At 72.1% G+C, this 20,151-nt stretch carries 16 protein-coding genes; 9 read left to right on the top strand and 7 right to left on the bottom strand.

The window, feature by feature from the left end; all coding sequences use genetic code 11:
* Positions 1–116: 116 nt before the first annotated feature.
* Entirely contained in the window at positions 117–380 is a 264-nt protein-coding gene (locus OHA37_RS23685; protein WP_112450237.1) for a WhiB family transcriptional regulator, read from the bottom strand.
* A gap of 725 nt (positions 381–1,105) precedes the next feature.
* Between OHA37_RS23685 and OHA37_RS23680 the strand changes: the two genes are divergently transcribed.
* The 3 genes from OHA37_RS23680 to OHA37_RS23670 all read left to right on the top strand — a co-directional run bounded on the left by OHA37_RS23680 (position 1,106) and on the right by OHA37_RS23670 (position 3,941).
* On the top strand, positions 1,106–1,597 hold the full coding sequence (locus OHA37_RS23680; protein ID WP_266913036.1) for a cysteine dioxygenase: 492 nt from the start codon (positions 1,106–1,108) through the stop codon (positions 1,595–1,597).
* Positions 1,598–1,680: 83 nt separating this feature from the next.
* Positions 1,681–2,640 carry a 2-phospho-L-lactate transferase gene (cofD, locus tag OHA37_RS23675; RefSeq protein WP_266908263.1) on the top strand — a complete coding sequence of 320 codons (960 nt, stop codon included), beginning with the start codon at positions 1,681–1,683 and terminating at the stop codon, positions 2,638–2,640.
* Complete coding sequence (locus OHA37_RS23670; RefSeq protein ID WP_266908261.1) at positions 2,637–3,941, top strand: coenzyme F420-0:L-glutamate ligase; 1,305 nt, start codon at positions 2,637–2,639, stop codon at positions 3,939–3,941. The genes cofD and OHA37_RS23670 overlap by 4 nt, the downstream gene beginning before the upstream one ends.
* 22 nt (positions 3,942–3,963) lie before the next feature.
* Here OHA37_RS23670 and OHA37_RS23665 read toward each other — a convergent pair whose 3' ends face one another.
* Both OHA37_RS23665 and OHA37_RS23660 read right to left on the bottom strand, forming a co-directional pair.
* Positions 3,964–5,073, bottom strand: coding sequence for a DNA-3-methyladenine glycosylase family protein (locus OHA37_RS23665; RefSeq protein WP_266908259.1), 1,110 nt, complete (start codon positions 5,071–5,073; stop codon positions 3,964–3,966).
* A 544-nt stretch (positions 5,074–5,617) separates the two neighbouring features.
* Positions 5,618–7,048, bottom strand: a complete 1,431-nt coding sequence (locus OHA37_RS23660) for a peptidoglycan recognition protein family protein (protein ID WP_266908257.1) — start codon at positions 7,046–7,048, stop codon at positions 5,618–5,620.
* A gap of 150 nt (positions 7,049–7,198) precedes the next feature.
* On the opposite strand from OHA37_RS23660, the gene OHA37_RS23655 reads away from it, so the two are divergent.
* The 4 genes from OHA37_RS23655 (at position 7,199) to OHA37_RS23640 (ending at position 13,106) form a co-directional block, all read left to right on the top strand.
* Positions 7,199–7,948 (top strand): TIGR03089 family protein, encoded by a 750-nt coding sequence (locus OHA37_RS23655; RefSeq protein WP_266908255.1) that lies wholly within the window; start codon positions 7,199–7,201, stop codon positions 7,946–7,948.
* A 179-nt stretch (positions 7,949–8,127) separates the two neighbouring features.
* Positions 8,128–9,369 (top strand): LCP family protein, encoded by a 1,242-nt coding sequence (locus OHA37_RS23650; protein ID WP_266908253.1) that lies wholly within the window; start codon positions 8,128–8,130, stop codon positions 9,367–9,369.
* Between the two features lie 222 nt (positions 9,370–9,591).
* Positions 9,592–11,325 (top strand): LCP family protein, encoded by a 1,734-nt coding sequence (locus OHA37_RS23645; RefSeq protein ID WP_266908251.1) that lies wholly within the window; start codon positions 9,592–9,594, stop codon positions 11,323–11,325.
* A gap of 101 nt (positions 11,326–11,426) precedes the next feature.
* Entirely contained in the window at positions 11,427–13,106 is a 1,680-nt protein-coding gene (locus tag OHA37_RS23640) for an LCP family protein (protein WP_266908249.1), read from the top strand.
* A gap of 84 nt (positions 13,107–13,190) precedes the next feature.
* On the opposite strand, the gene OHA37_RS23635 is transcribed toward OHA37_RS23640, so the two are convergent.
* On the bottom strand, positions 13,191–14,231 hold the full coding sequence (locus tag OHA37_RS23635; RefSeq protein WP_266908247.1) for a glycosyltransferase family 2 protein: 1,041 nt from the start codon (positions 14,229–14,231) through the stop codon (positions 13,191–13,193).
* A 174-nt stretch (positions 14,232–14,405) separates the two neighbouring features.
* Here OHA37_RS23635 and OHA37_RS23630 point away from each other — a divergent pair, with 174 nt between their 5' ends.
* Positions 14,406–15,902 (top strand): LCP family protein, encoded by a 1,497-nt coding sequence (locus OHA37_RS23630; RefSeq protein ID WP_443046320.1) that lies wholly within the window; start codon positions 14,406–14,408, stop codon positions 15,900–15,902.
* A 118-nt stretch (positions 15,903–16,020) separates the two neighbouring features.
* Here OHA37_RS23630 and OHA37_RS23625 read toward each other — a convergent pair whose 3' ends face one another.
* Both OHA37_RS23625 and OHA37_RS23620 read right to left on the bottom strand, forming a co-directional pair.
* Entirely contained in the window at positions 16,021–16,839 is an 819-nt protein-coding gene (locus OHA37_RS23625; RefSeq protein WP_266908243.1) for an SGNH/GDSL hydrolase family protein, read from the bottom strand.
* Positions 16,840–16,957: 118 nt separating this feature from the next.
* Positions 16,958–17,500: an acyl-CoA thioesterase gene (locus tag OHA37_RS23620; protein WP_266908241.1), complete on the bottom strand. Its 543-nt coding sequence runs from the start codon at positions 17,498–17,500 to the stop codon at positions 16,958–16,960.
* Between the two features lie 106 nt (positions 17,501–17,606).
* Here OHA37_RS23620 and OHA37_RS23615 point away from each other — a divergent pair, with 106 nt between their 5' ends.
* Positions 17,607–18,953 carry an LCP family protein gene (locus tag OHA37_RS23615; RefSeq protein WP_266908239.1) on the top strand — a complete coding sequence of 449 codons (1,347 nt, stop codon included), beginning with the start codon at positions 17,607–17,609 and terminating at the stop codon, positions 18,951–18,953.
* A 40-nt stretch (positions 18,954–18,993) separates the two neighbouring features.
* Here the strand turns inward: OHA37_RS23615 and OHA37_RS23610 are convergent, their stop codons facing one another.
* The gene (locus OHA37_RS23610) at positions 18,994–20,076 is read right to left on the bottom strand and encodes a nucleotidyltransferase family protein (RefSeq protein WP_266908237.1); all 1,083 of its coding nucleotides are present in this window, start codon (positions 20,074–20,076) and stop codon (positions 18,994–18,996) included.
* Between the last annotated feature and the right edge of the window lie 75 nt (positions 20,077–20,151).

Here is a 20,151-nt window from a genome sequence, read left to right as displayed (position 1 = left end):
GGCGGCTATGCCGTCGGGCGTGCCGCTGGATATGTCGCCGGATATGTCGTGGGCCGTGCCGCGGGCCGTGCCGCGGGCCCTGCCGTGGGCGCCGTTCGGTGCGCGCCGAGGGCGCTTCAGACGGCGGCCTTCTTCAGGCGTCGCCGCTCGCGCTCGGACAGTCCGCCCCAGATGCCGAATCGCTCGTCGTTGGCGAGGGCGTACTCAAGGCATTCCGAGCGGACTTCGCAGGCGAGGCAGACCTTCTTGGCCTCGCGGGTCGAGCCGCCCTTCTCGGGAAAGAAGGACTCGGGGTCGGTCTGGGCGCAGAGAGCTCGCTCCTGCCATCCGAGCTCTTCGTCCGCCTCCTCGACCAGCAGTTCCTGAACCAGCTCGGTCATGTGCGCCCCTCGCTCTGTCTGTGCGTCCCCGTGGTCATGCCGTCACTCATCGCTACGTAACGACACGAGTGAAATTACAAGTGCGGGGCTCCAGCGCAGTCAAGCCGAGATCTGCTATTGGGCCCCTTATTCACTCTGCGGAACCAAGCCTATGCAGAAAGTGTTCAAATCGCCAAAAATCGTGACACATGCCACAGGCGCTATCCGAGGGACCCCCTCCCCCGTAGTCGACGCGTCACTCTGTGGTGGGGTTCCGATCCAGCCGAAGAAGCGGCGCAGATCACATTTCAGCCACAGAACGACATCGCACGTCTTTACGGGTTTGAGAGCCGCCACAGCGGGATGCGGCACGACTCGAAGCGCCACATCCCCTGACACTGACTGCACAAACCTTTCTCCGCGCACGGTAACCGGATGAGGTGAAACTTTTCTACCAAATCGGACATTGGGTTGACAGTCCGGCCCCCCACCCGGTCTTCTTGTAGCCATGTCAGCGCCCTCAGCCGCCACCCGGACCCCCATTCGTGGGTTCCTGTGCGCTGCCCAGGTTCGCTGTTGCTGTTGCAGCTGTTGATGCCTCGGGAGCTCCGGCTCCCCTGAGCTCCAGCTCGCCCCCACAGCAACCGCCGCACGACTGACATCCGTCGAGGAACCCCCCGATGAACAGCACCAACACCCTGAACACCACCCCCACCACCGATGCATCCGCCGATGCATCCACCGCGATGGTCGAGAGCGACCTCCAGATCGCCGGCGACATCCTCTCCGTACAGCACCTCCTGCAGCCCGCCCGCGAGCACCCGGCCACCGTCGCCGAGTTCGTGGGCCTCGCGCGTTCCATCGCCGCCGACCGCTCCGAGTGGGAGCACCTGGTCCGGTACGACGCCACGACCCGCTGGTACCACCGGCTGCGCACCGGCCCCGGCTACGAGGTCTGGCTGCTGAGCTGGGTCCCCGGCCAGGGCAGCGGCCTGCACGACCACGGCGCCTCCTCCGGCGTGCTGACCGTCCTGGACGGCGAGCTGACCGAGCACACCGCCCGCGGCCCGCTCGCCCTCGGCGCCGGCTCCCAGCGCGTCTTCGCCCCCGGCTACGCCCACGAGGTGCAGAACGACAGCCTCGACGGGGCCGTCAGCCTGCACGTGTACTTCCCCGGCCTGACCGAGATGCCGATGCACAGCTGCTCTCCGGCCCGGCCCGAGGCCCTCTCCGTCTAGGCCGTCTGCCCGCCTGACGGTCCCGCCCCGTCGCCCGACCACCACCCCTCAGGGGATCGGCCTGCGGCTGAGAGACTGTCGGCATGCGCATTGTTGTTCTGGCCGGCGGCATCGGCGGCGCCCGTTTCCTCCGAGGTCTCCAGTCCGCCGTTCCCGACGCGGACATCACGGTCATCGGCAACACCGGTGACGACATTCACCTGTTCGGGCTCAAGGTCTGCCCCGATCTGGACACCGTGATGTACACCCTCGGCGGTGGCATCAACGAGGACCAGGGATGGGGCCGCACCGACGAGTCCTTCACCGTCAAGGAGGAACTGGCCGCGTACGGGGTCGGACCGACCTGGTTCGGCCTCGGTGACCGCGACTTCGCCACCCACATCGTCCGTACGCAGATGCTCGGTGCGGGCTACCCGCTCAGCGCCGTCACCGAAGCCCTCTGCGACCGCTGGCAGCCCGGCGTCCGGCTGCTCCCCATGTCCGACGACCGCGTCGAGACGCACGTCGCGATCACCGACTCCCAGAGCGGCGAGCGCCGGGTCATCCACTTCCAGGAGTACTGGGTCCGGATGCGTGCCGCGGTGGACGCCGAGGCCGTCGTCCCCGTGGGCGCCGAGCAGGCCAAGCCCGCGCCCGGAGTCCTGGAGGCCATCGCGGCCGCCGACGTGATCCTCTTCCCGCCGTCCAACCCCGTGGTGTCGGTGGGGACCATCCTCGCCGTACCCGGCATCCGCGAGGCCGTGGCCGCCGCCGCGGCCCCCGTGGTGGGCCTCTCCCCCATCGTCGGGGGCGCCCCCGTGCGCGGGATGGCCGACAAGGTGCTCGCCGCCGTGGGCGTCGAGTCCACCGCCTCGGCCGTCGCCCTGCACTACGGCACCGAGCTGCTCGACGGCTGGCTCGTCGACACCGCCGACGCGGACTCCGTCGCTGCGGTGGAGGCCGCCGGCATCACCTGCCGGGCGGTCCCGCTGATGATGACCGACCTGGCCGCCACCGCGGAGATGGCGCGGGCCGCGCTGGAACTGGCGGAGGCCTCCCGGTGACCGCCCCGCACGTGCCCTCGTACGAGGTCCGGGCCCTCGGCGGGATCCCCGAGGTGCGGCCCGGGGACGACCTGGCGGCGCTGATCGCCGCCGCCGGGCCGGAGCTGTGGGACGGCGACGTCCTGCTCGTCACCTCGAAGATCGTCTCCAAGGCGGAGGGCCGGATCGTCCGCGCCGATTCGCGCGAGGAGGCGATCGACGCCGAGACCGTACGGGTCGTCGCGCGCCGCGGGACCCTGCGGATCGTGGAGAACCGGCAGGGGCTGGTCATGGCGGCGGCCGGGGTCGACGCCTCGAACACCGAGGCCGGCACCGTCCTGCTGCTGCCCGAGGACCCCGACGCCTCGGCCGCCGCGATCCGGACGGGCCTGCGGGAGCTGCTCTCCGTGGACGTGGGCGTGATCGTGACGGACACCTTCGGGCGGCCGTGGCGCACCGGGCTCACCGACGTGGCGATCGGCTCGGCCGGCGTACGGGTCCTGGACGACCTGCGCGGCGGCACCGACGCCCACGGGAACCCGCTGAGCGCGACGGTCGTCGCGACCGCCGATGAGCTGGCCGCCGCCGGCGACCTGGTCAAGGGCAAGGCCGAGGGCCTTCCGGTGGCGGTGGTGCGCGGGCTGGCGCACGTACTGGGCGAGGGGTCCTCGGCGGCCGACCTGGTGCGCTCGCCGGCCGACGACATGTTCCGGCTGGGCACCTCGGAGGCGGTACGGGAAGCCGTGACGCAGCGGCGTACCGTACGGGCCTTCACGTCCGAGCCGGTGGACCCGGGCGCGGTGCGCCGCGCGGTGGCGGCCGCCGTCACGGCACCGGCCCCGCACCACACGACGCCGTGGCGGTTCGTCCTGCTGGAATCGGCGGGTGCGCGGCTGGAGCTGCTGGACGCGATGCGGGACGCCTGGATCGATGACCTGCGGCGGGACGGGAAGTCCGAGGAGTCCATCGCGAAGCGGGTCCGGCGGGGCGACGTCCTGCGGGCCGCGCCGTACCTGGTGGTGCCCTGCCTGGTCACCGACGGCGCGCACGACTACGGGCACGCCCGGCGGGACGCGGCGGAGCGGGAGATGTTCGTCGTCGCGATGGGCGCGGGCGTGCAGAACTTCCTGGTCGCGCTGGCCGGGGAGCGGCTGGGCTCCGCGTGGGTGTCCTCGACGATGTTCTGCCGGGACTTGGTGCGCAAGGTGCTCGGGCTTCCGGAGGACTGGGATCCGATGGGGGCGGTGGCCGTGGGCCACGCCGCGGTCGCTCCGGCGGAGCGGGCGGGGCGGGCTGCGGAGGAGTTCATCGAGGTGCGGTGACCCTGCGGGGGCCGATCGGCACTTAGAGCTTGCCGATGTCGCTCCGGGGCATCCGCGGGGCCCGGCGGGGCGGGGCGGCGCCGGCCAGGAGGACGAGCCGGGCCGCGCGGTGGCGCTGGCCGGCGTAGGGGGCGAGGAGCTCCAGCATGGCGGCGTCGTCGGCGTCCCGGTCCCCGGCCAGGGCGTAGCCGATGATGCCGGGCAGGTGGAGGTCGCCGGTGGTGACGGCGTCGGCGGCGCCGTTGCTGCGCTGGAGGGTTTCGGTGGAGGTCCACGGGCCGATGCCGGGGATCGCCTCCAGCCGGGCGGTGGCCGCCGGCAGGTCCATGGCGGTGGCCTCTTCGAGGCGGGCGGCGTGGCGGGCCACGCGGACGATGGTGGCCGAGCGCTTGGAGTCGACTCCGGCCTTGTGCCAGTCCCAGGAGGGGATGAGGGTCCAGGTGCGGGGGTCGGGCATGACGTAGAGGGTGCTGCCGGCGCCGCGGCCGCCTCCGTCCGGGCCCGGGCCCGGAGCCGGTTCGCCGTACTGGCGTACGAGGCGGCGCCAGGCGCGGTACGCCTCGTCGGCGGTGACCTTCTGTTCCAGGACCGTCGGGATCAGGGACTCCAGGACCAGGCCGGTGCGGGTCAGGCGCAGGCCCGGGCGACGGCGGTGGCTGGCGTGCACGAGGCGGTGGCGGGGGACGAAGGCGGCCGGGTCGTCGGCGGAGCCGAGCAGCTCGGGCAGGCCGTCGAGGATCCAGTCGGCGCCGGGGCCCCAGGCGGTGGCGGTCACCTCGGTCCCGTCCCGCGCGACACGGAGCGTGGCCGGGCCGGCGGGGGTGCGGCTGGCCCGCCAGACCGCTCCCGCGGTGGCCCGGAAGGTGGGGTCGGCGGGGCCGCGTCTGAGGGGGCCGAGGATGAGGCCCAGGTCCACCGGGCCGGGTGGGGTCCAGGTGCGGGTTCCTGGGCGGGGGGCTGTGCGGGGGGCTGAGCCGGGGGCTTGGCTGGTGCGCGGGCCCGGGGCCGGGCCGTCGCTCGGGCTGGTGCCCGGGCCGTCCGTGCCCTGGGGCGCCGCCGGGGTGGGGTCGGGCACGGTGGTGCGGCCGCCGCGGATCGCGGTGCGGGTGAGTGGGTCGTAGCGGCCGGCCATGCCTTGAGCGTAGCCCTGCGGGGCCGTCCCCTACCCGCCCTTCCACCGTTCCCCGGGCGCCGCCCGGACCCGCGCCTCAAACGCCGGCGAGGCTGAGTGTGTCCCCGGGCGCCGCCTGGACACCGGTCCTCTAACACCGGACGGGCTGGAAGGGGTCCCGGGCTGCGCCCGGACCCCCTGGGGCTCCGCCCCAGACCCCGCTCCTCAAACGCCGGAGGGGCTGGATTGCCCGCAGGGCAATTCCAGCCCCTCCGGCGTTTGAGGAGCGGGGGTTCCGGGGGCTGGCCCCCGGCAACGGCGCCGCACGCGGCAAGGGTCCGGGCCGAGCCCGGGGAACGGGCGAAGGGCGGGTAGGGGAACTCGCCCCGCAGGGCCAAGCCAGCCACACCCGCCCACCGGCCCCACGCCGCGACGGCAGTGGCGGAAGCCCCGTCCGGCCACCGCCGGACGGAGTCCGGCGCAGCGGGCCGAAGCCGGGGAGGCCCGCCAGGGCCGGACCGTGCGAGGGACGCGTCAGAAAGGTGCGCGGCGTGTTGAGAAGGGATCAGGGGCGGCCCTGGAGTTTGGCCGAGGCGGTTCGGGTGGGGGGGAGTTGGGTGTAGAGGTGGCGGCCGGGGCATTCCGTGGCGAAGCCGTCGCGGTGGCCCGAGATGACGTTCAGGCGGACGTTGCTGCCCTTGGCGTAGAGGTTGCCGCCGCCCGAGCGGAGGGTGGTCTTCGCGCGGGGGTCCGCTCCGAAGAGGCCCAGCTTCCAGGCCGTGAGGCGGGCCACCGCGTCGACCGCCGCCTTGGGGGGCGCCGTGGAGGCGAAGGTGCCGATGACCGCCACGCCCATGCTGTCCGTGTTGAAGCCCATGGTGTGCGCGCCGAGCACCGCCTTGGCGACTCCGCCCGCCCGGCCCTCGTAGACGGTGCCGCACTTGTCGACGGCGAAGTTGTAGCCGATGTCGCGCCAGCCGCTGCTGACCACGTGGTAGCGGTACAGGCTGCGCAGGACGGCCGGGGCGTCCTTGCAGGCGTAGTTGTTGCCCGAGGCCGTGTGGTGGACGAAGGCGGCCTTGACCGTGTTCGTGTAGACGAAGCCCTTCTCGCGCAGGCTCTCGTCCGCGCCCCATCCCAGCCGGGTGACGATCTTCGGGCGCGGGCCGATGTACGGGGCGGCCGCGAGCGCCTCGTCGACGAGGACCGCGTCGGCGGTGGAGTCGGCCTTGTTGAGGGCGGGGATCTCCTGGGCTCCCAGGGGGGCCATCGGCACGTTGGCGGAGGAGGACTCCGCCATCTCCATGGTCATGCCGGGGAGGAGGGCCAGCTCCCCCTTGTCGTCGTCGTCGACGACGGGCGAGGCTTCTCCCGCGTTGCCGTTCTTCGCGTCCGACTGGGGGCGGGTCGTGTCTCCCGGGTCCACCAGTTCGATGCGCATGCCCGTCGGGAGCCCGCTGCTCACCACGCGGCCGCCCGGTTCCGCCTGGACGCGGACCTCGATGCCGTCGGACTGTCCGACCCACAGGGGGGCGGTGCTGCCGCGGACCCGGCCGGAGCCGCGTTCGACCGTGTCGGGGTCGGCGGCGTGTTCGCTGTTGTGGGTGTCGACGTCCTGCCATTCGGACCAGTCCGAGGTGGCCACCGAGCGGGTGCGGACCTGGACGCGGCCGTCGAGGTGGGTGCTCGCGTCGTCCCAGACGACGCCGACCAGGGAGAAGGTCTTGACCTCGCGCGCCGACAGGCCGCGCGTCTCGGGCAGCCGGGGCGAGGTGCTCATGCCGGGGACGCCGGGGGTTCGGTCCGCCGCGGGTCCCACGGGGACGAGCGGCAGGGACTGGGTGGATCCGGCTGGGGCCGCGGGGGCTGCCGAGTCCGCCCGGGCCGATGGCTGCGTCGCCGCCGGGTGGGCGAGGGCCGTGGAGGAGAGCGCGAGCGGCAGGGCCAGTGCGGCAGCCGTCGCGACGCCGATGGAGGAAGCAAGGAATGCACGCATGGAAAGGATGCTGGGGACTGCCGCGGGCCCGCGCCATCCGAGAACTGACGTACCGTCCGGCCCCGGCGGTGATACCCCTCCTCCGTACGGGGGATCGTGCTGCGGCCGTACGGAGGAGGGGGGCGGGCCGCCCCGCGTAGGCTCTGGTCCGTGAACGCCACTGACCGCACCCCTGCCGACCTGCTGCGATCCGCGCTCGCCGCCGATCCCGGCCGCCCGCTCGTCACCTTCTACGACGACGCCACGGGCGAGCGCGTCGAATTGTCCGTCGCCACCTTCGCCAATTGGGTGGCCAAGACCGCCAATCTGCTCCAGGGCGACCTGGGCGCCGAGCCCGGCGACCGGCTCGCCCTGCTGCTCCCCGCGCACTGGCAGAGCGCCGTGTGGCTGCTCGCCTGCGCCTCCGTCGGGGTCGTCGCCGAGGTCGGCGGGGATCCGGCCGGCGCCGATCTGGTGGTGAGCGGGCCGGACACCCTGGAGGAGGCCGCCGCGTGCTCGGGCGAGCGGGTGGCGCTCGCGCTGCGGCCGCTGGGCGGACGCTTCCCGCAGCCGCCGGCCGGGTTCGCCGACTACGCCGTGGAGGTGCCGGGGCAGGGCGACCGCTTCGCGCCCTTCCAGCCGGTGGACGCGGACGGCCCGGGGCTGGTGGTCGGCGGCGAGGAGCTCTCGTACGCGGGGATCTGCGAGCGGGCCCGCGAGGACGCGGTGAAGCTCGGCTTCGGCGAGGGGGCTCGGGTGCTGTCCCGCCAGGGCTACGACAGCTGGGAGGGTCTCTCGGCCGGGCTCTACGCGGCGCTGGCCACGGGCGGCTCCGTGGTGCTGTGCCGCAATGCCGAGGGGCTGGCGGACGGCGCGCTGGCCCAGCGGATCGAGAGCGAGCGGGTCACCCACACGGCCTGATCCGGCGCGGCCCCGCCGTCACCCACACCGCCCAACGCCGGATCTGACCGATTTGTCACCCACATGGCCCTATACAGGGCCGCGCCCCCGGGCCGCATCCAGCCCCCGGGGGCAGGATCGGCACAGGCCGTACTCACCCGTACGGCCCGTACCGGTTCGGGTGAGGGGACGGAACGCGAGTGAGGGACAGCGCGGGCATACCGGGCGGCACCGATGCGGCCGGGGGCGAGAAGCCTCCGAACGGCCGCAGGCGGCGCCGGCTGCTGCGCTGGATCGGGCTCGGGACCGGCCTGCTGGTCGTCGTCGGGGCGGGCACGGGCTGGTGGATCTACTCCAAGCTCGACGGGAACATCTCCGAGGACACCTCCGCCGCCGCCGAGCTGCGGCGCTACGACAAGGAGCGCCCGGCCCACCTGGCGGGCGGCGCCCAGAACATCCTGCTGATCGGCTCGGACTCGCGCAGCGGCGCGGGCAACGCCCCGTACGGGCAGGACGAGGGCACGCAGCGCTCGGACACCACGATCCTGCTGCACCTGCCGGCGGACCGGAAGAGCGCGACGATGGTGTCGATACCGCGGGACCTGATGACGGAGATACCCGCGTGCCTGAAGCCTGACGGCAACCGCACCAGGGAGCAGTTCGCCCAGTTCAACTGGGCCTTCGAGTGGGGCGGGACCGCCTGCACGATCCGTACGGTCGAGGCCATGACCGGGATCCGGGTGGATCACCACATGGTGCTGGACTTCAACGGCTTCAAGAAGATGGTGGACGCCATCGGCGGGGTGGAGGTCTGCCTGAAGCGGCCGGTGGACGACACCGAGGCCAAGCTGAAGCTGCCGGCGGGCCGCCAGACCCTGCAGGGCGAGCAGGCGCTGGGCTTCGTACGGGCCCGCCACAGCCTGGGCAACGGCAGCGACACCGAGCGGATGGAGCGCCAGCAGGCGTTCCTCGGGTCGCTCGTCAAGAAGGTGCAGAGCAACGGGGTGCTGCTCAATCCGGCGCGGCTGTACCCGCTGCTGGACGCGGCGACCTCCTCGGTGACCACCGACCCGGGGCTGGCCTCGCTGCGGGGGCTGTACGAACTGGTCCGGGGCGTACGCGACATCCCGACCGACCAGATCAAGTTCCTCACGGTGCCGCGCAGGCCGTACTTCGCCGACGCGAACCGGGACGAACTGCGCCAGCCGGACGCCACCCAGCTCTTCCAGCGGCTGCGGGCGGACCAGCCGCTCACCATCGCCCCGCCCGCGGCCAAGGCCAAGGCCGCGCCCGCTCCGGTCTCCCGGCCGGACGCGGAGCGGGAGGAGGCGGCGGCCGACGACGAGGCGCGCGCCGAAACGGGCCGCCCGGGAACCGCGGAGCCCTCCACCCCCGTCCCCACGTTCACCGGTACCACGGCCGGCGTGGCCGACTGCCGGTAAAGCAATCCCAAAAGCCGGTGTCCGGGCCGAGCTTGTTGAGGCGATTGCCCCGTTGTAAGTGCGTGGAATTCATCACCAGCATGGTTTGCGGCGAACCTGTCCGGATAAGGTGAGCGATCCGGCGCCCGGCCAGCACAGAGGCCGTGTGCCAGCAGCCGGATCGTTGACCGTGCGCCCGGGGGAGGCGCGTCGCGAAGCACCGACGGAGGATTCGAGCAAACCGTGGATGCGCAAAGCCGTGGACGGGCCGACGAGATCGACCCCGCAGACCAGTGGGTACTCAACCCCCGCACCGGCAACTACGAGCTGCGACTGGAAGATTCCGCTGCGCAAGCACCCTCGCAGCGGTCCGTCCCCCGCGCGGCGCCCCGCAGGGCCCCCGTTCCTCCCCGCTCCCCCGCCGCCCCGTCCCCCGCGGTCCCCGGACCGCGCCGCGGTGGCGCTCCCCCTCCCGGCGGCCGCCGCGGCGGGCGTTCGCGCAAAGTCGGCGGTGGGGGCCGCAAACGGGCCCTGACCATCACGGGCGGCACCCTGGCGGTGCTGCTGATCGGCGCCTCGGTGGCGGGGTACCTCTATTACGAGCACCTGAACGGCAACATCGTGGTCACCGACGTCGGCGACGCGGGCACGAGCGGCGGGTTCAGGAAGGACCAGCCGATCAACATCCTGGTCATCGGCACGGACAAGCGCAGCGGTGCGGGCAACGAGGGGTACGGGGACGCCGGCAGCGTCGGCCACGCCGATACGACGATCCTCTTCCACGTCTCGAAGGACCGCTCCAACGCCACGGCGCTGTCCATCCCCCGCGACCTGATCACCAACGTGCCGGTCTGCCCCACGAAGCAGCCGGACGGCTCGACGAAGGACATCCCCGCCGAGCGCGGGGCCCGCTTCAACACCAGCCTCGGGCAGGCGGGCCGCGACCCGGGCTGCACGATGCGCACGGTCAAGGAGCTCACCGGGATCCAGATCGACCACTTCATGATGGCCGACTTCAACGCGGTGAAGAACCTGAGCACGGCGGTCGGCGGGGTGCCGGTCTGCGTGGCCAAGGACGTCAACGACAAGGACTCCAAGCTCAAGCTGACGGCGGGCGAGCACCGGCTGCAGGGCGAGCAGGCACTGGCCTTCGTACGGACCCGGCACGCCTTCGGCAACGAGAGCGACCTGGACCGCATCAAGACCCAGCAGCAGTTCCTCGGTTCGATGATGCGCGAGATGAAGTCCAAGGAAACGCTGACGAGTCCGAAGAAGTTCCTCTCCCTCGCGGAAGCCGCCACGAAGTCGCTGAGCGTGGATTCGGGCATAGGGTCGATCGGAAAACTCACTGATCTTGCGGGCGAGTTGAAGAACATCGACCTCAAGAACATCACCTTCACCACGCTTCCGGTGCTCGACAATCCGGCGGAAAAGGTGAAGGCCACCGTGGTGGTCAACCAGACGCAGGCCGAACCGCTGTTGCAGATGATCCGCGGGGACGTCTCCCTCACCGAGGTCGAGAAGAAGGAACAGGCCGCGAAGGACGCCGCGGCATCGGACGCGAAGGCCCAGCTGGACGCCCTGATGCAGGGCCCCCGCGCGGCGGCCAAGGACGTCCGGGTGGACGTCCTCAACGGCGGCGGCCCGGCCGGATCCGCGTCCGGCACGCTCAACTGGCTGCAGAACACCAAGGGGGTGCTCAAGTCCAGCAACCTGGGCAACGCACCCGCCAAGGTGGATGCCACGCAGCTGGAGTACGCGCCCAACCAGGCCGATCAGGCCAGGGCGTTGGCGGACATGATGGGGCTGCCGGCGACGGCACTGAAGGTGGGCACGGCCGACGCCGCGCCCAAGACGCCGATGAAGTTGACGCTCGGCGCGGACTTCAAGGGGGCGGGGGTCTCCATGACGGCGCCGCAGCAGGCGCCGGAAGGCGTCCAGCGGGTCGAGGCGGACAAGGCCGTCTGCGCCAAGTGACCGACAGGCGGGCCGACCGGCCCTCCGCGGTCACGAAATGACGTGCCGGAACACATCGGACCGGCACAATACCGACACAGAATGATCGTGATGGGGGACGCGTGAGGCACAGCAGCGTGCATGGGGAGGGGGCGCCGGGCCGGGCCGGCGACGGCATATCCGCCGCCGGCACCCGTCCGACGGCCACCAGTGCCGTACCGGCGCCGAGGTCGGGCTCCGGCCGCCGCGGCGGCGGGGGCGCGGGCGGCGGCAAGCGCCCGGCCCGGCGGGGACGGCGCCGCGCACTGCGCTGGGCGGCCTCCATCGTGGCGCTGCTCATACTCGGGACGGCGGCGGCCGGTTACCTCTACTACCGCCACCTCAACGGCAACATCCGCAGCGGCCAGCGCATGAGCGGTGACAGCGGGGTCGCCAAGTCCGAGGCCGACGCCGCGGGCCGGCGTCCGATCAACATCCTGATGCTCGGCTCGGACGTCCGGGACGAGGAGAACGCGAAGCTCGGCGGGGGCTGGGACAAGATCGGCGACCCCGCGCGGGCCGACGTGCAGATGCTGATCCACATATCCGCCGACCGGAAGAACGCCTCGGTCACCTCCGTGCCGCGCGACACCATCGTGGACATCCCGGAGTGCACCGATCCCAAGACGGGCACGAAGTACAAAGCCACCAGGACGATGATCAACGAGAGTCTCGCGAACGGGGGGCCCGGCTGCACCCTGGCCACCTGGGAGAAGATGACCAACGTCTACATCGACCACTGGATGATGATCGACTTCGTCGGTGTCGTGAGCATGGCCGACGCGATCGGCGGCGTCGACGTCTGCGTCAACCAGAACGTCTTCGACCAGTCGAAGCCCGGTTCGGGGACGGGCGGTTCCGGCCTCAAGCTGAAGGCGGGCACCACCAGGGTCCAGGGCGAGCAGGCGCTCCAGTGGCTGCGCACCCGGCACTCCTTCTACAGCGACATGGGCCGCGCCAAGGCGCAGCACATGTACATGAACTCGATGATGCGCGGCCTCAAGAGCCAGAACGCCTTCACCGACCTCCCCCGCCTCACCGGCCTGGCGGAGGCGGCGACGAAGGCACTGCAGGTGTCGGAGGAGATCGGGACGGTCAAGAAGCTCCTCGACCTCGCCCTGCTGCTCAAGGACGTGCCGGTCAACCGCATCACGTCGACCACGATCCCGGTGCTCCAGGCGCCGAGCGACAAGGACCGGCTGATCCTCAACCCCACGGACGCCCCGAAGGTGTGGGACCTGCTGCGCACGGACGTCGCCATGGACAAGAACGGCGAACCGGCGCCGACCGGGAGCGGATCGCCCGTTCCCTCCACCGAGCCGACCCCGCAGCCGTCCTCCGCGCCGCCGTCCTCCAACCCCGCGAAGCTCGCCGTAAAGGTGGTCAACGGAACGGGCAGCGGGGCACAGGCGGTGTCCAAGCGGGCCACGGCCATCGCCGGCCAGCTGGTCTCCAAGGGGTTCGCGCTGGCCAAGCCGGACGGTGCGCTGACCCCGGAGAAGGCGACGGTCGTCCGCTACGCCACGGACGCCCAGGCCGGCGACGCGCAGGCCGTGGCCACGGCCCTCGGGATCCCCGTCACCTCCGTGCAGAAGTCGGCCGCGGCAACCAAGATCACGGTCCTGGTGGGCGCGGACTGGCGCGAGGGCAACGTCTACCCGCAGCAGGCGCCGCCCCAGGCCGGAGACGTCCCCGAGTCCGCGGACGTGCTCAATGGAACGGACACCAGCTGCATGGACATCTACAAGCCGTACCAGTGGTGAGCTGAGGGGCCGACACCCCCGAACGCCGAAAGGGGTGACCCGGTCCTCGTCGGACCGGGTCACCCCTTTCGTGTTGTACGGGGCTCAGAGCTCGGCGGCGTCCCGGCTCACCGACGGGCGGCGGCTCGCGATGACCTTGGCGGCGAGCGAGCGCGGGCTGGTCAGGAAGCCGTAGCCCCAGCACATGTGCATGGTCGCCAGGGCGACGGGGATCCGCAGCCGCGCCTTCAGCGACAGCCCCTTGCCGGCCGGTACGGAGCCGGCGGTGATCGCCGCGAGGTAGCCCGCCGGGATGACGAAGGCCCACGGGGTGACGGCCGCTCCGACGACCAGCCCTGCGGCGATCGCGCAGACGGCGGCCGGCGGGGCGAGGTAGCGCAGGTTGATGGAGCCCGAGTGGTAGCGGGCCACCACGTGGCGCCAGCGCCCGTAGTCCTTGTACTGCTTGGCGAGTGCCCGTACGGAGGGCCGCGGCCGGTACTGGACCTTCAGCTCCGGCGAGAACCAGATCAGCCCGCCGGCCTCGCGGATGCGGAAGTTCAGCTCCCAGTCCTGGGCGCGGATGAACTCCACGTTGTACCCGCCGGCGGCCTCCAGGGCCTCCCGCCGGAACACGCCGAGGTAGACGGTGTCGGCGGGGCCGGCCTTGCCACCGGTGTGGAAGGCGGCGTTGCCGACGCCGATGCGCGAGGTCATCGCGGCGGCGACGGCGTCCTCCCAGGCGTTCTCGCCCTCGGCGTGCATGATGCCGCCGACGTTCTGCGCGCCGGTCTCCTCCAGGAGGCGGACCGCGGTGGCGATGTAGTTCGGGGAGAGCATGCCGTGGCCGTCCACGCGGACGACGATCGGGTGGCGCGAGGCCTGGATGGCCGCGTTGAGGGCGGCGGGGGTGCGGCCGGTGGGGTTCGGGACGGTCTGGACCCGGGCGCGTTCGTTGGACGCGGTTTCCCGAACCAGCTCGGCGGCGATCTCGTCGGTCCGGTCCTTGGACGGACCGAGGGCGATCACCACTTCCATTTCACCCCCGTACTCCTGTCCGAGGATGTGGTGGACCGAGTCGCGCAGATGGCGCTCCTCGTCGAGTACCGGCATGATCACCGAGACTGCGGGCTGCTGGGCGGGCATGTGGTCCTTCAAGGTCGGGTATCGGTGTCACGTTACCGCGTACGGGGGAACCCGGTGCGCGCCGGATGAGCAGTACGGACAGCGGCTGATCGTATGGACCTACTGTTCTGACGAATCTGCCGAACGTGCGAGGTGTCCCCCGTGCCCCAGCCGCACCGTCCCACCCGACCCGCCCTGCCCGCCCGGTCCGCCCGGCCGTCGCAGCGCGCGCCGCGGCCAGGCGGTCCGGCCGGGCCCCGGGCGGGCGGGAAGCGGCCGGCGGACAGACCCCGCTGGGGGGTCCGGCTCGCGGCGGGGCTGTCGGTGCTCGTCCTGGGCTCGGGAGCCCTCGGGCACGCCGTGATGACCGGGCTGGACACCGGGATCCAGCGCGTGGACCCCTTCAAGGACATGAAGAACCGCCCGCAGGCCGGGCACGGGGTGAACTTCCTGCTCGTCGGCACCGACGGCCGCGACAAGATCACCGCCGAGGAGAAGCGCGAGTACCGCCTGGGCGGCGCGCCCTGCCACTGCACCGACACCGTCATGCTGGTCCACCTCTCGGCGGACCGGGCACGGGCCAGTGTGGTCAGCCTCCCCCGCGACAGCTTCGTGGAGCTGCCCGAGCACGTGGACGGCTCCAGCGGCAAACCGCACGGGGCCCACCCCGTGAAGCTCAACGCCGCCTACGCCGAGGGCGGGCCCCAGCTGACCGTGCGCACCGTCGAGAACATGACCCGCGTGAAGATCGACCACTACCTGGAGGTCGACTTCACCAGCTTCATGAAGACGGTCGACGCCATGGGCGGCGTGGAGATCTGCACCGCCAAGACCATGCACGACCCCAACACGGGCCTCGACCTGCTCCCCGGCACCCACCGGCTCAGCGGCGGCCAGGCCCTGCAGTACGTGCGCTCGCGCCATGTCGACGGGGCCTCGGACCTGGGCCGGATGCAGCGTCAGCAGCGGTTCATCGCCGCCCTGATCAAGCAGGCCACCGGGGGCGGGGTGCTGCTCAACCCCGTGAAGTTCAAGCAGGTCAGCTCCACCCTGCTGAGCTCGGTCCGGGCCGACAAGGGCTTCGGCTCGGAGCAGATGCTGGCGCTCGGGCAGGCGATGCGCGATTTCACCCCGTCCTCCTCGGAGTTCGCCTCCGTGCCCGTCGGCAACCCCTCCTTCCCGGTCAAGGGCATCGGCTCCACCGTGAAATGGGACGAGGGGAAGGCCGCGAAGCTCTTCCAGGCGCTGCGCGAGGACCGGCCGATGGCCCCGCCCGCGGCCCCCGCCGCCGGCAAGCCGGTGCGGCGGCAGCCCGCGGTGCCGGTGGACGTGCCCCCGGGGCAGGTCCGGGTCCAGGTGGAGAACGGCACCCGGATCGACGGGCTGGGCACCCGGGTGGACTCGGCGCTGCGCGCCACCGGCTTCGACACCACCCGGGCTCCGGGCAACGGCGCGAGCCGGGACGTCAAGCGCACGGTGATCACGTACGACCCGCGCTGGGACCGGTCGGCCCGTACGGTGTCCACCGCGCTGCCCGGCAGTGAGATGCGGGCCGTGCGGGGGCAGGGGCGGACCGTCGTGGTGATCGCGGGCGCCGACTACCGCAAGGTGGTGGCGGTGCGCGCGGAGGATCCGTACCAGGGCGAGTTCGGTGTGGTCACCGGTGACCAGGTGGTCTGCGGCGGCTCCTGACCGGAGCCGCTAGGGGCCACCGGAGCCGCTACGGGCCACCGGAGCCGGTACGGACCGCCGGGCCGCGGACGGACCGGTGGGCGGGCGCGCGGCCCGGAGGCGGGACGCCCGCAGGCCCTCAGCCGAACCAGCCGTCCGCGTGGGCCTGCTCCAGGGCCCCGAAGAAGGCGTCCGCCACCTTCGCGTACCCGCTGTCGTTCGGGTGCAGGCCGTCGTTGAGCTCGGCCGGCCGGGAGGCGTCGGCCCGCTCCAGGGGCATCAGCCAGGGGGCCTTGACGAACCTGAAGTGCCTGCCCGCCGCCTGCTGCTCCCCCTCCATCCGCTTGAGCCGCTGGTTGTACGTGCCGATCTGCGCGGTGAGGCCCTGGCGCCTGGACCCGGGGGTCGTGGGGACCACGCCCTGCATGATGACGGTGATCCCGGGGCGCAGGGCGAAGATCCGGTCCACCAGGTCCGCGGCCTGATCCGCCGCGAGTTCCGGGTCGTCGCCCAGGTTCAGGTCGTTGAGACCGACCGAGAGCAGGACCACGTCCGGCCTGTAGGTCTTGATCCACCGGTCCACCCCGGCACGGATCCGGTCGATGGTGTAGCCGGGGTGGCCCTCGTGCTGGTTGTCGGCCATGGGGCCGCGCTCCTGGGAGCCCACGAAGTCGACGGTGTACCCGGACCGGCCGGAGATCAGGAGCTGCAGCGGCAGCCGGTAGCCGACGCGCTGGGCGCTTCCCGAGCCGGCGACCGTCGAGTCGCCGAGGGGCATGACGCGGATCTGCGGCGGCGGCTCCGTGCCGGAGGGCTGCGGGGAGGCTTGCGGGGATGCTTCGCCGGCGGCGCGGTCCTTCGGGGAGGCCGCCGTCAGCATCGTCGGGACCGTCGCGGCGAGGCCTGTGAGGCCCGCGAGGCCGGCAAGGCCGGCGAGTATGGCCGAGCGGCGTTTCATGGTGCCTTCCAGGGGGCGCGGGGTGGCAGGTCCGGGCGGACTTGCTCACCCTGACACGTGTACCTGTGGGGATACGGGCCCGGGTACCGGTACGGGTACGGGCGCGGGTGCGGGCGCACTAGACGTCGGCGTCCAGCCCCTGCGCGGACCGCTCTTCCCGCAGGTCGCGGATGGCCTGGCGGCGGGCGAGCCGGTGGGTGCGGCGGATCTGGGCTTCCTGGTAGCGCCGCTCGTCCCGCTCGGTCTCCCGGATCACCTGCGGGACCTCGCGGGGCTTGCCGTCGGCGTCGACCGCGGTGAAGACGAGGTAGGCGCTGCCGACCTGGGTGGCGGGGGTGGACTCGTTCCACCGCTCCGCGAGGACGCGTACGCCGATCTCCATGGAGGAGCGGCCGGTCCAGTTGCACTGGGCCTTGACGTGGACGAGGTCGCCGACCCGGACGGGGGCCAGGAAGGCCATCTCGTCCATGGAGGCGGTGACGGCCGGGCCCCCGGAGTGGCGGCCGGCCACGGCTCCCGCCGCGTCGTCCACCAGCTTCATGATCACTCCGCCGTGCACCGTCCCCAGGAGGTTGGTGTCGTTGGCGGTCATGATGTGGCTCAGGGTGGTGCGGGAAGCCGAGATCGGCTTCCCCGCAAGCTCGCCCGGTATCTCTGTCATGGGGACAGCTTAAGTGCGGCCCGCGGGCATCGACTCTGCAACAGCACCGGTACGAACAGCCGCCGGGGGTGTTCGGCGACCCTCCCTGCCAGGCATTCTTGGGCACATGAGTGACTGGGACGGGTGGAGCGGTGAGCAGGACCAGCGTGGCCGCCGCGATGACGGGTACGGCCGCGGCAGCGGCCAGGCGGAGCCGGAAGGCGCACGGCGGATGAGGCACGTCCAGCGGCCCGGCCCCGGCCCCCAGGCGTCCCGGCAGCAGCCGGTGCAGCCCCAGCAGCCCCCGCGCCGCCCGGTCCAGCCGCCGGCCGGCGCCCCTTACGTGCCTCCGCAGCAGGACGGCTCGTACAGCGACGGCAGCTACGACAGCGGCTACAACACCGGCCAGGTCTACGGCGGCGGCCAGCCGCCCGGCGGGCCGCGCGGGCACGGAGCGGGTGGCCCCGGCGGCCCGGCCGGGCCTGCGGGACCGGCCCCGGACTGGCGGCGGCGGATCAAGATCGGCTCGATCGTGCTGGTCTCGGGCCTGCTCGTGACGGGCATCGGCACGTACTTCTGGGCCGACTCCAACGTGCGCCGCGAGGTCGACCTCTCCAAGGTCATCGAGCGCCCGAAGGAGGGCGACTGCACGACCTACCTGATCGTGGGCTCCGACAGCCGTGAGGGCATGTCCGCCGAGGACAAGAAGAAGCTCCACACCGGCTCGGCCGAGGGCAAGCGCACCGACTCGATGATGATCCTCGCCAAGTGCTCCAGCGGGAACACGATGATCTCCCTGCCGCGCGACTCCGACGTGGAGATCCCGTCCTTCGTCGGCTCTGAGTCGGGCAAGAAGTGGGAGGGCAAGGGCAAGCGGACCAAGCTGAACGCCGCGTACGCCCAGGACGGCCCGGAGCTGCTGGTGCGGACGGTGGAGTTCAACACCGGCCTGCGCATCGACCACTACGCGGAGATCGGCTTCGCCGGCTTCGCGAACATCGTGGACGCGCTGGGCGGGGTGGAGCTGAACATCGAGAAGGGGTTCAAGGACGAGAAGTCCGGGGCCGACTTCAAGGCGGGCACCCAGACGCTGAACGGCGAGCAGTCGCTGGCCTACGTACGGACCCGCTACGCCTTCGCCGAGTCGGACCTCCAGCGGACCAAGAACCAGCAGAAGTTCCTGTCGGCGCTGGCGAGCCAGGCGGCGACCCCGACGACGATCCTGAACCCGTTCGCGCTGTACCCGGTGCTGGGCGCGGGTCTGGACACGCTGATCGTGGACAAGGACATGGGGCTGTACGACATGGGGTCGATGTTCTTCGCGATGAAGGGCATCAGCGGCGGTGACGGCGTGTCCATGAACATGCCGATCTCCGGTCAGCGCGGCGGCAACCTCGTCTGGGACAAGGCGAAGGTGCAGCAGCTGGTGCAGCAGATCCAGAAGGACGAGAAGGTCACCGTCCGCGGGAACTGATCACGAGGCCGGGCGCCCCTGGGCGGGGCGCCCGTCCGGCTCAGGCGTCGGAGGAGAACCGGATCGCCGCGTCGGGCAGCCGCGCCCCGCACCAGACCCGGGCGCCGGCGCGGAGCTCGTTGTCGGCCCCCACTTCGGCTGCGTCACCGATGACGGCGGCGTCCAGTACGGTCCGCGCGCCCACCGAGGCGCCGGCGCCGATCAGGCTGGCGGACACCTGCGCGTCGGGGCCGACGACCGCGTCCGCCAGCACGATGGAGCCCTGGACGACCGCACCCGCCTCGATGCGGGCTCCGGCGCCCACGACGGTGCCCCCCGACAGCTTGGCCCCGGCCGCCACGTGGGCTCCGGGCAGGACGAGGGACTCGCCGCGGCGTCCGGGGACGGCCGGGGAGGGGACGACGCCGCGGACCAGGTCGGCGGAGGCCTGGATGATCGCCTCCGGCTTGCCGAGGTCCATCCAGTACGTGTTCTCGGTGACCCCGTGCAAGGTGGCCCCGGAGGCGAGCAGACCGGGGAAGGTCTCGCGCTCCACGGAGACGGACCGGCCGGCCGGGATGGTGTCGATCACGCTGCGCCGGAAGACGTAGCAGCCGGCGTTGATCTGGTCGGTGATGATCTCCTCGGGCGTCTGCGGCTTCTCGGTGAAGGCCAGCACCCGCCCGTGGGCGTCGGTGGGGACCAGGCCGAAGGCGCGCGGGTCGTCGACCCGGACCAGGTGCAGGGAGACGTCGGCGTCGGCCGCCTTGTGCGATTCGACGAGCCCGGCGATGTCCAGGCCGGTGAGGATGTCCCCGTTGAAGACCAGCACCGAGGAGTCCGGGCCGCCGGTGAGCAGCCGCGCCGCGTTGCGGATGGCGCCGCCGGTGCCCAGCGGCTCGTCCTCGACCACGTACTCCAGGTGGACGCCGAAGTCGGATCCGTCCCCGAAGTAGGGCTCGAAGACCTCGGCGAGGTAGCAGGTGGCCATCACGATGTGCGTGACGCCGGCGGCGGCGGCGCGGGCTATCTGGTGGGCGAGGAAGGGAACACCTGCCGTGTGGACCATCGGCTTCGGCGTGTTCACCGTGACGGGGCGCAGCCGCGTCCCCTGTCCGCCGACCAGCAGGATCGCTTCCGTCATTTGCGTTCTCCCCAACCGGTTCCGGCGTACGAAGGTCCAAATTTAGCCCATCCGGGGGATCCCCAGGGGGCTGGT

Source organism: Streptomyces sp. NBC_00335 (assembly GCF_036127095.1).
Taxonomy (GTDB): domain Bacteria; phylum Actinomycetota; class Actinomycetes; order Streptomycetales; family Streptomycetaceae; genus Streptomyces.
Note: the sequence above shows the minus strand (reverse complement) of the source record. Positions and strands in the feature narration are given on the sequence as shown.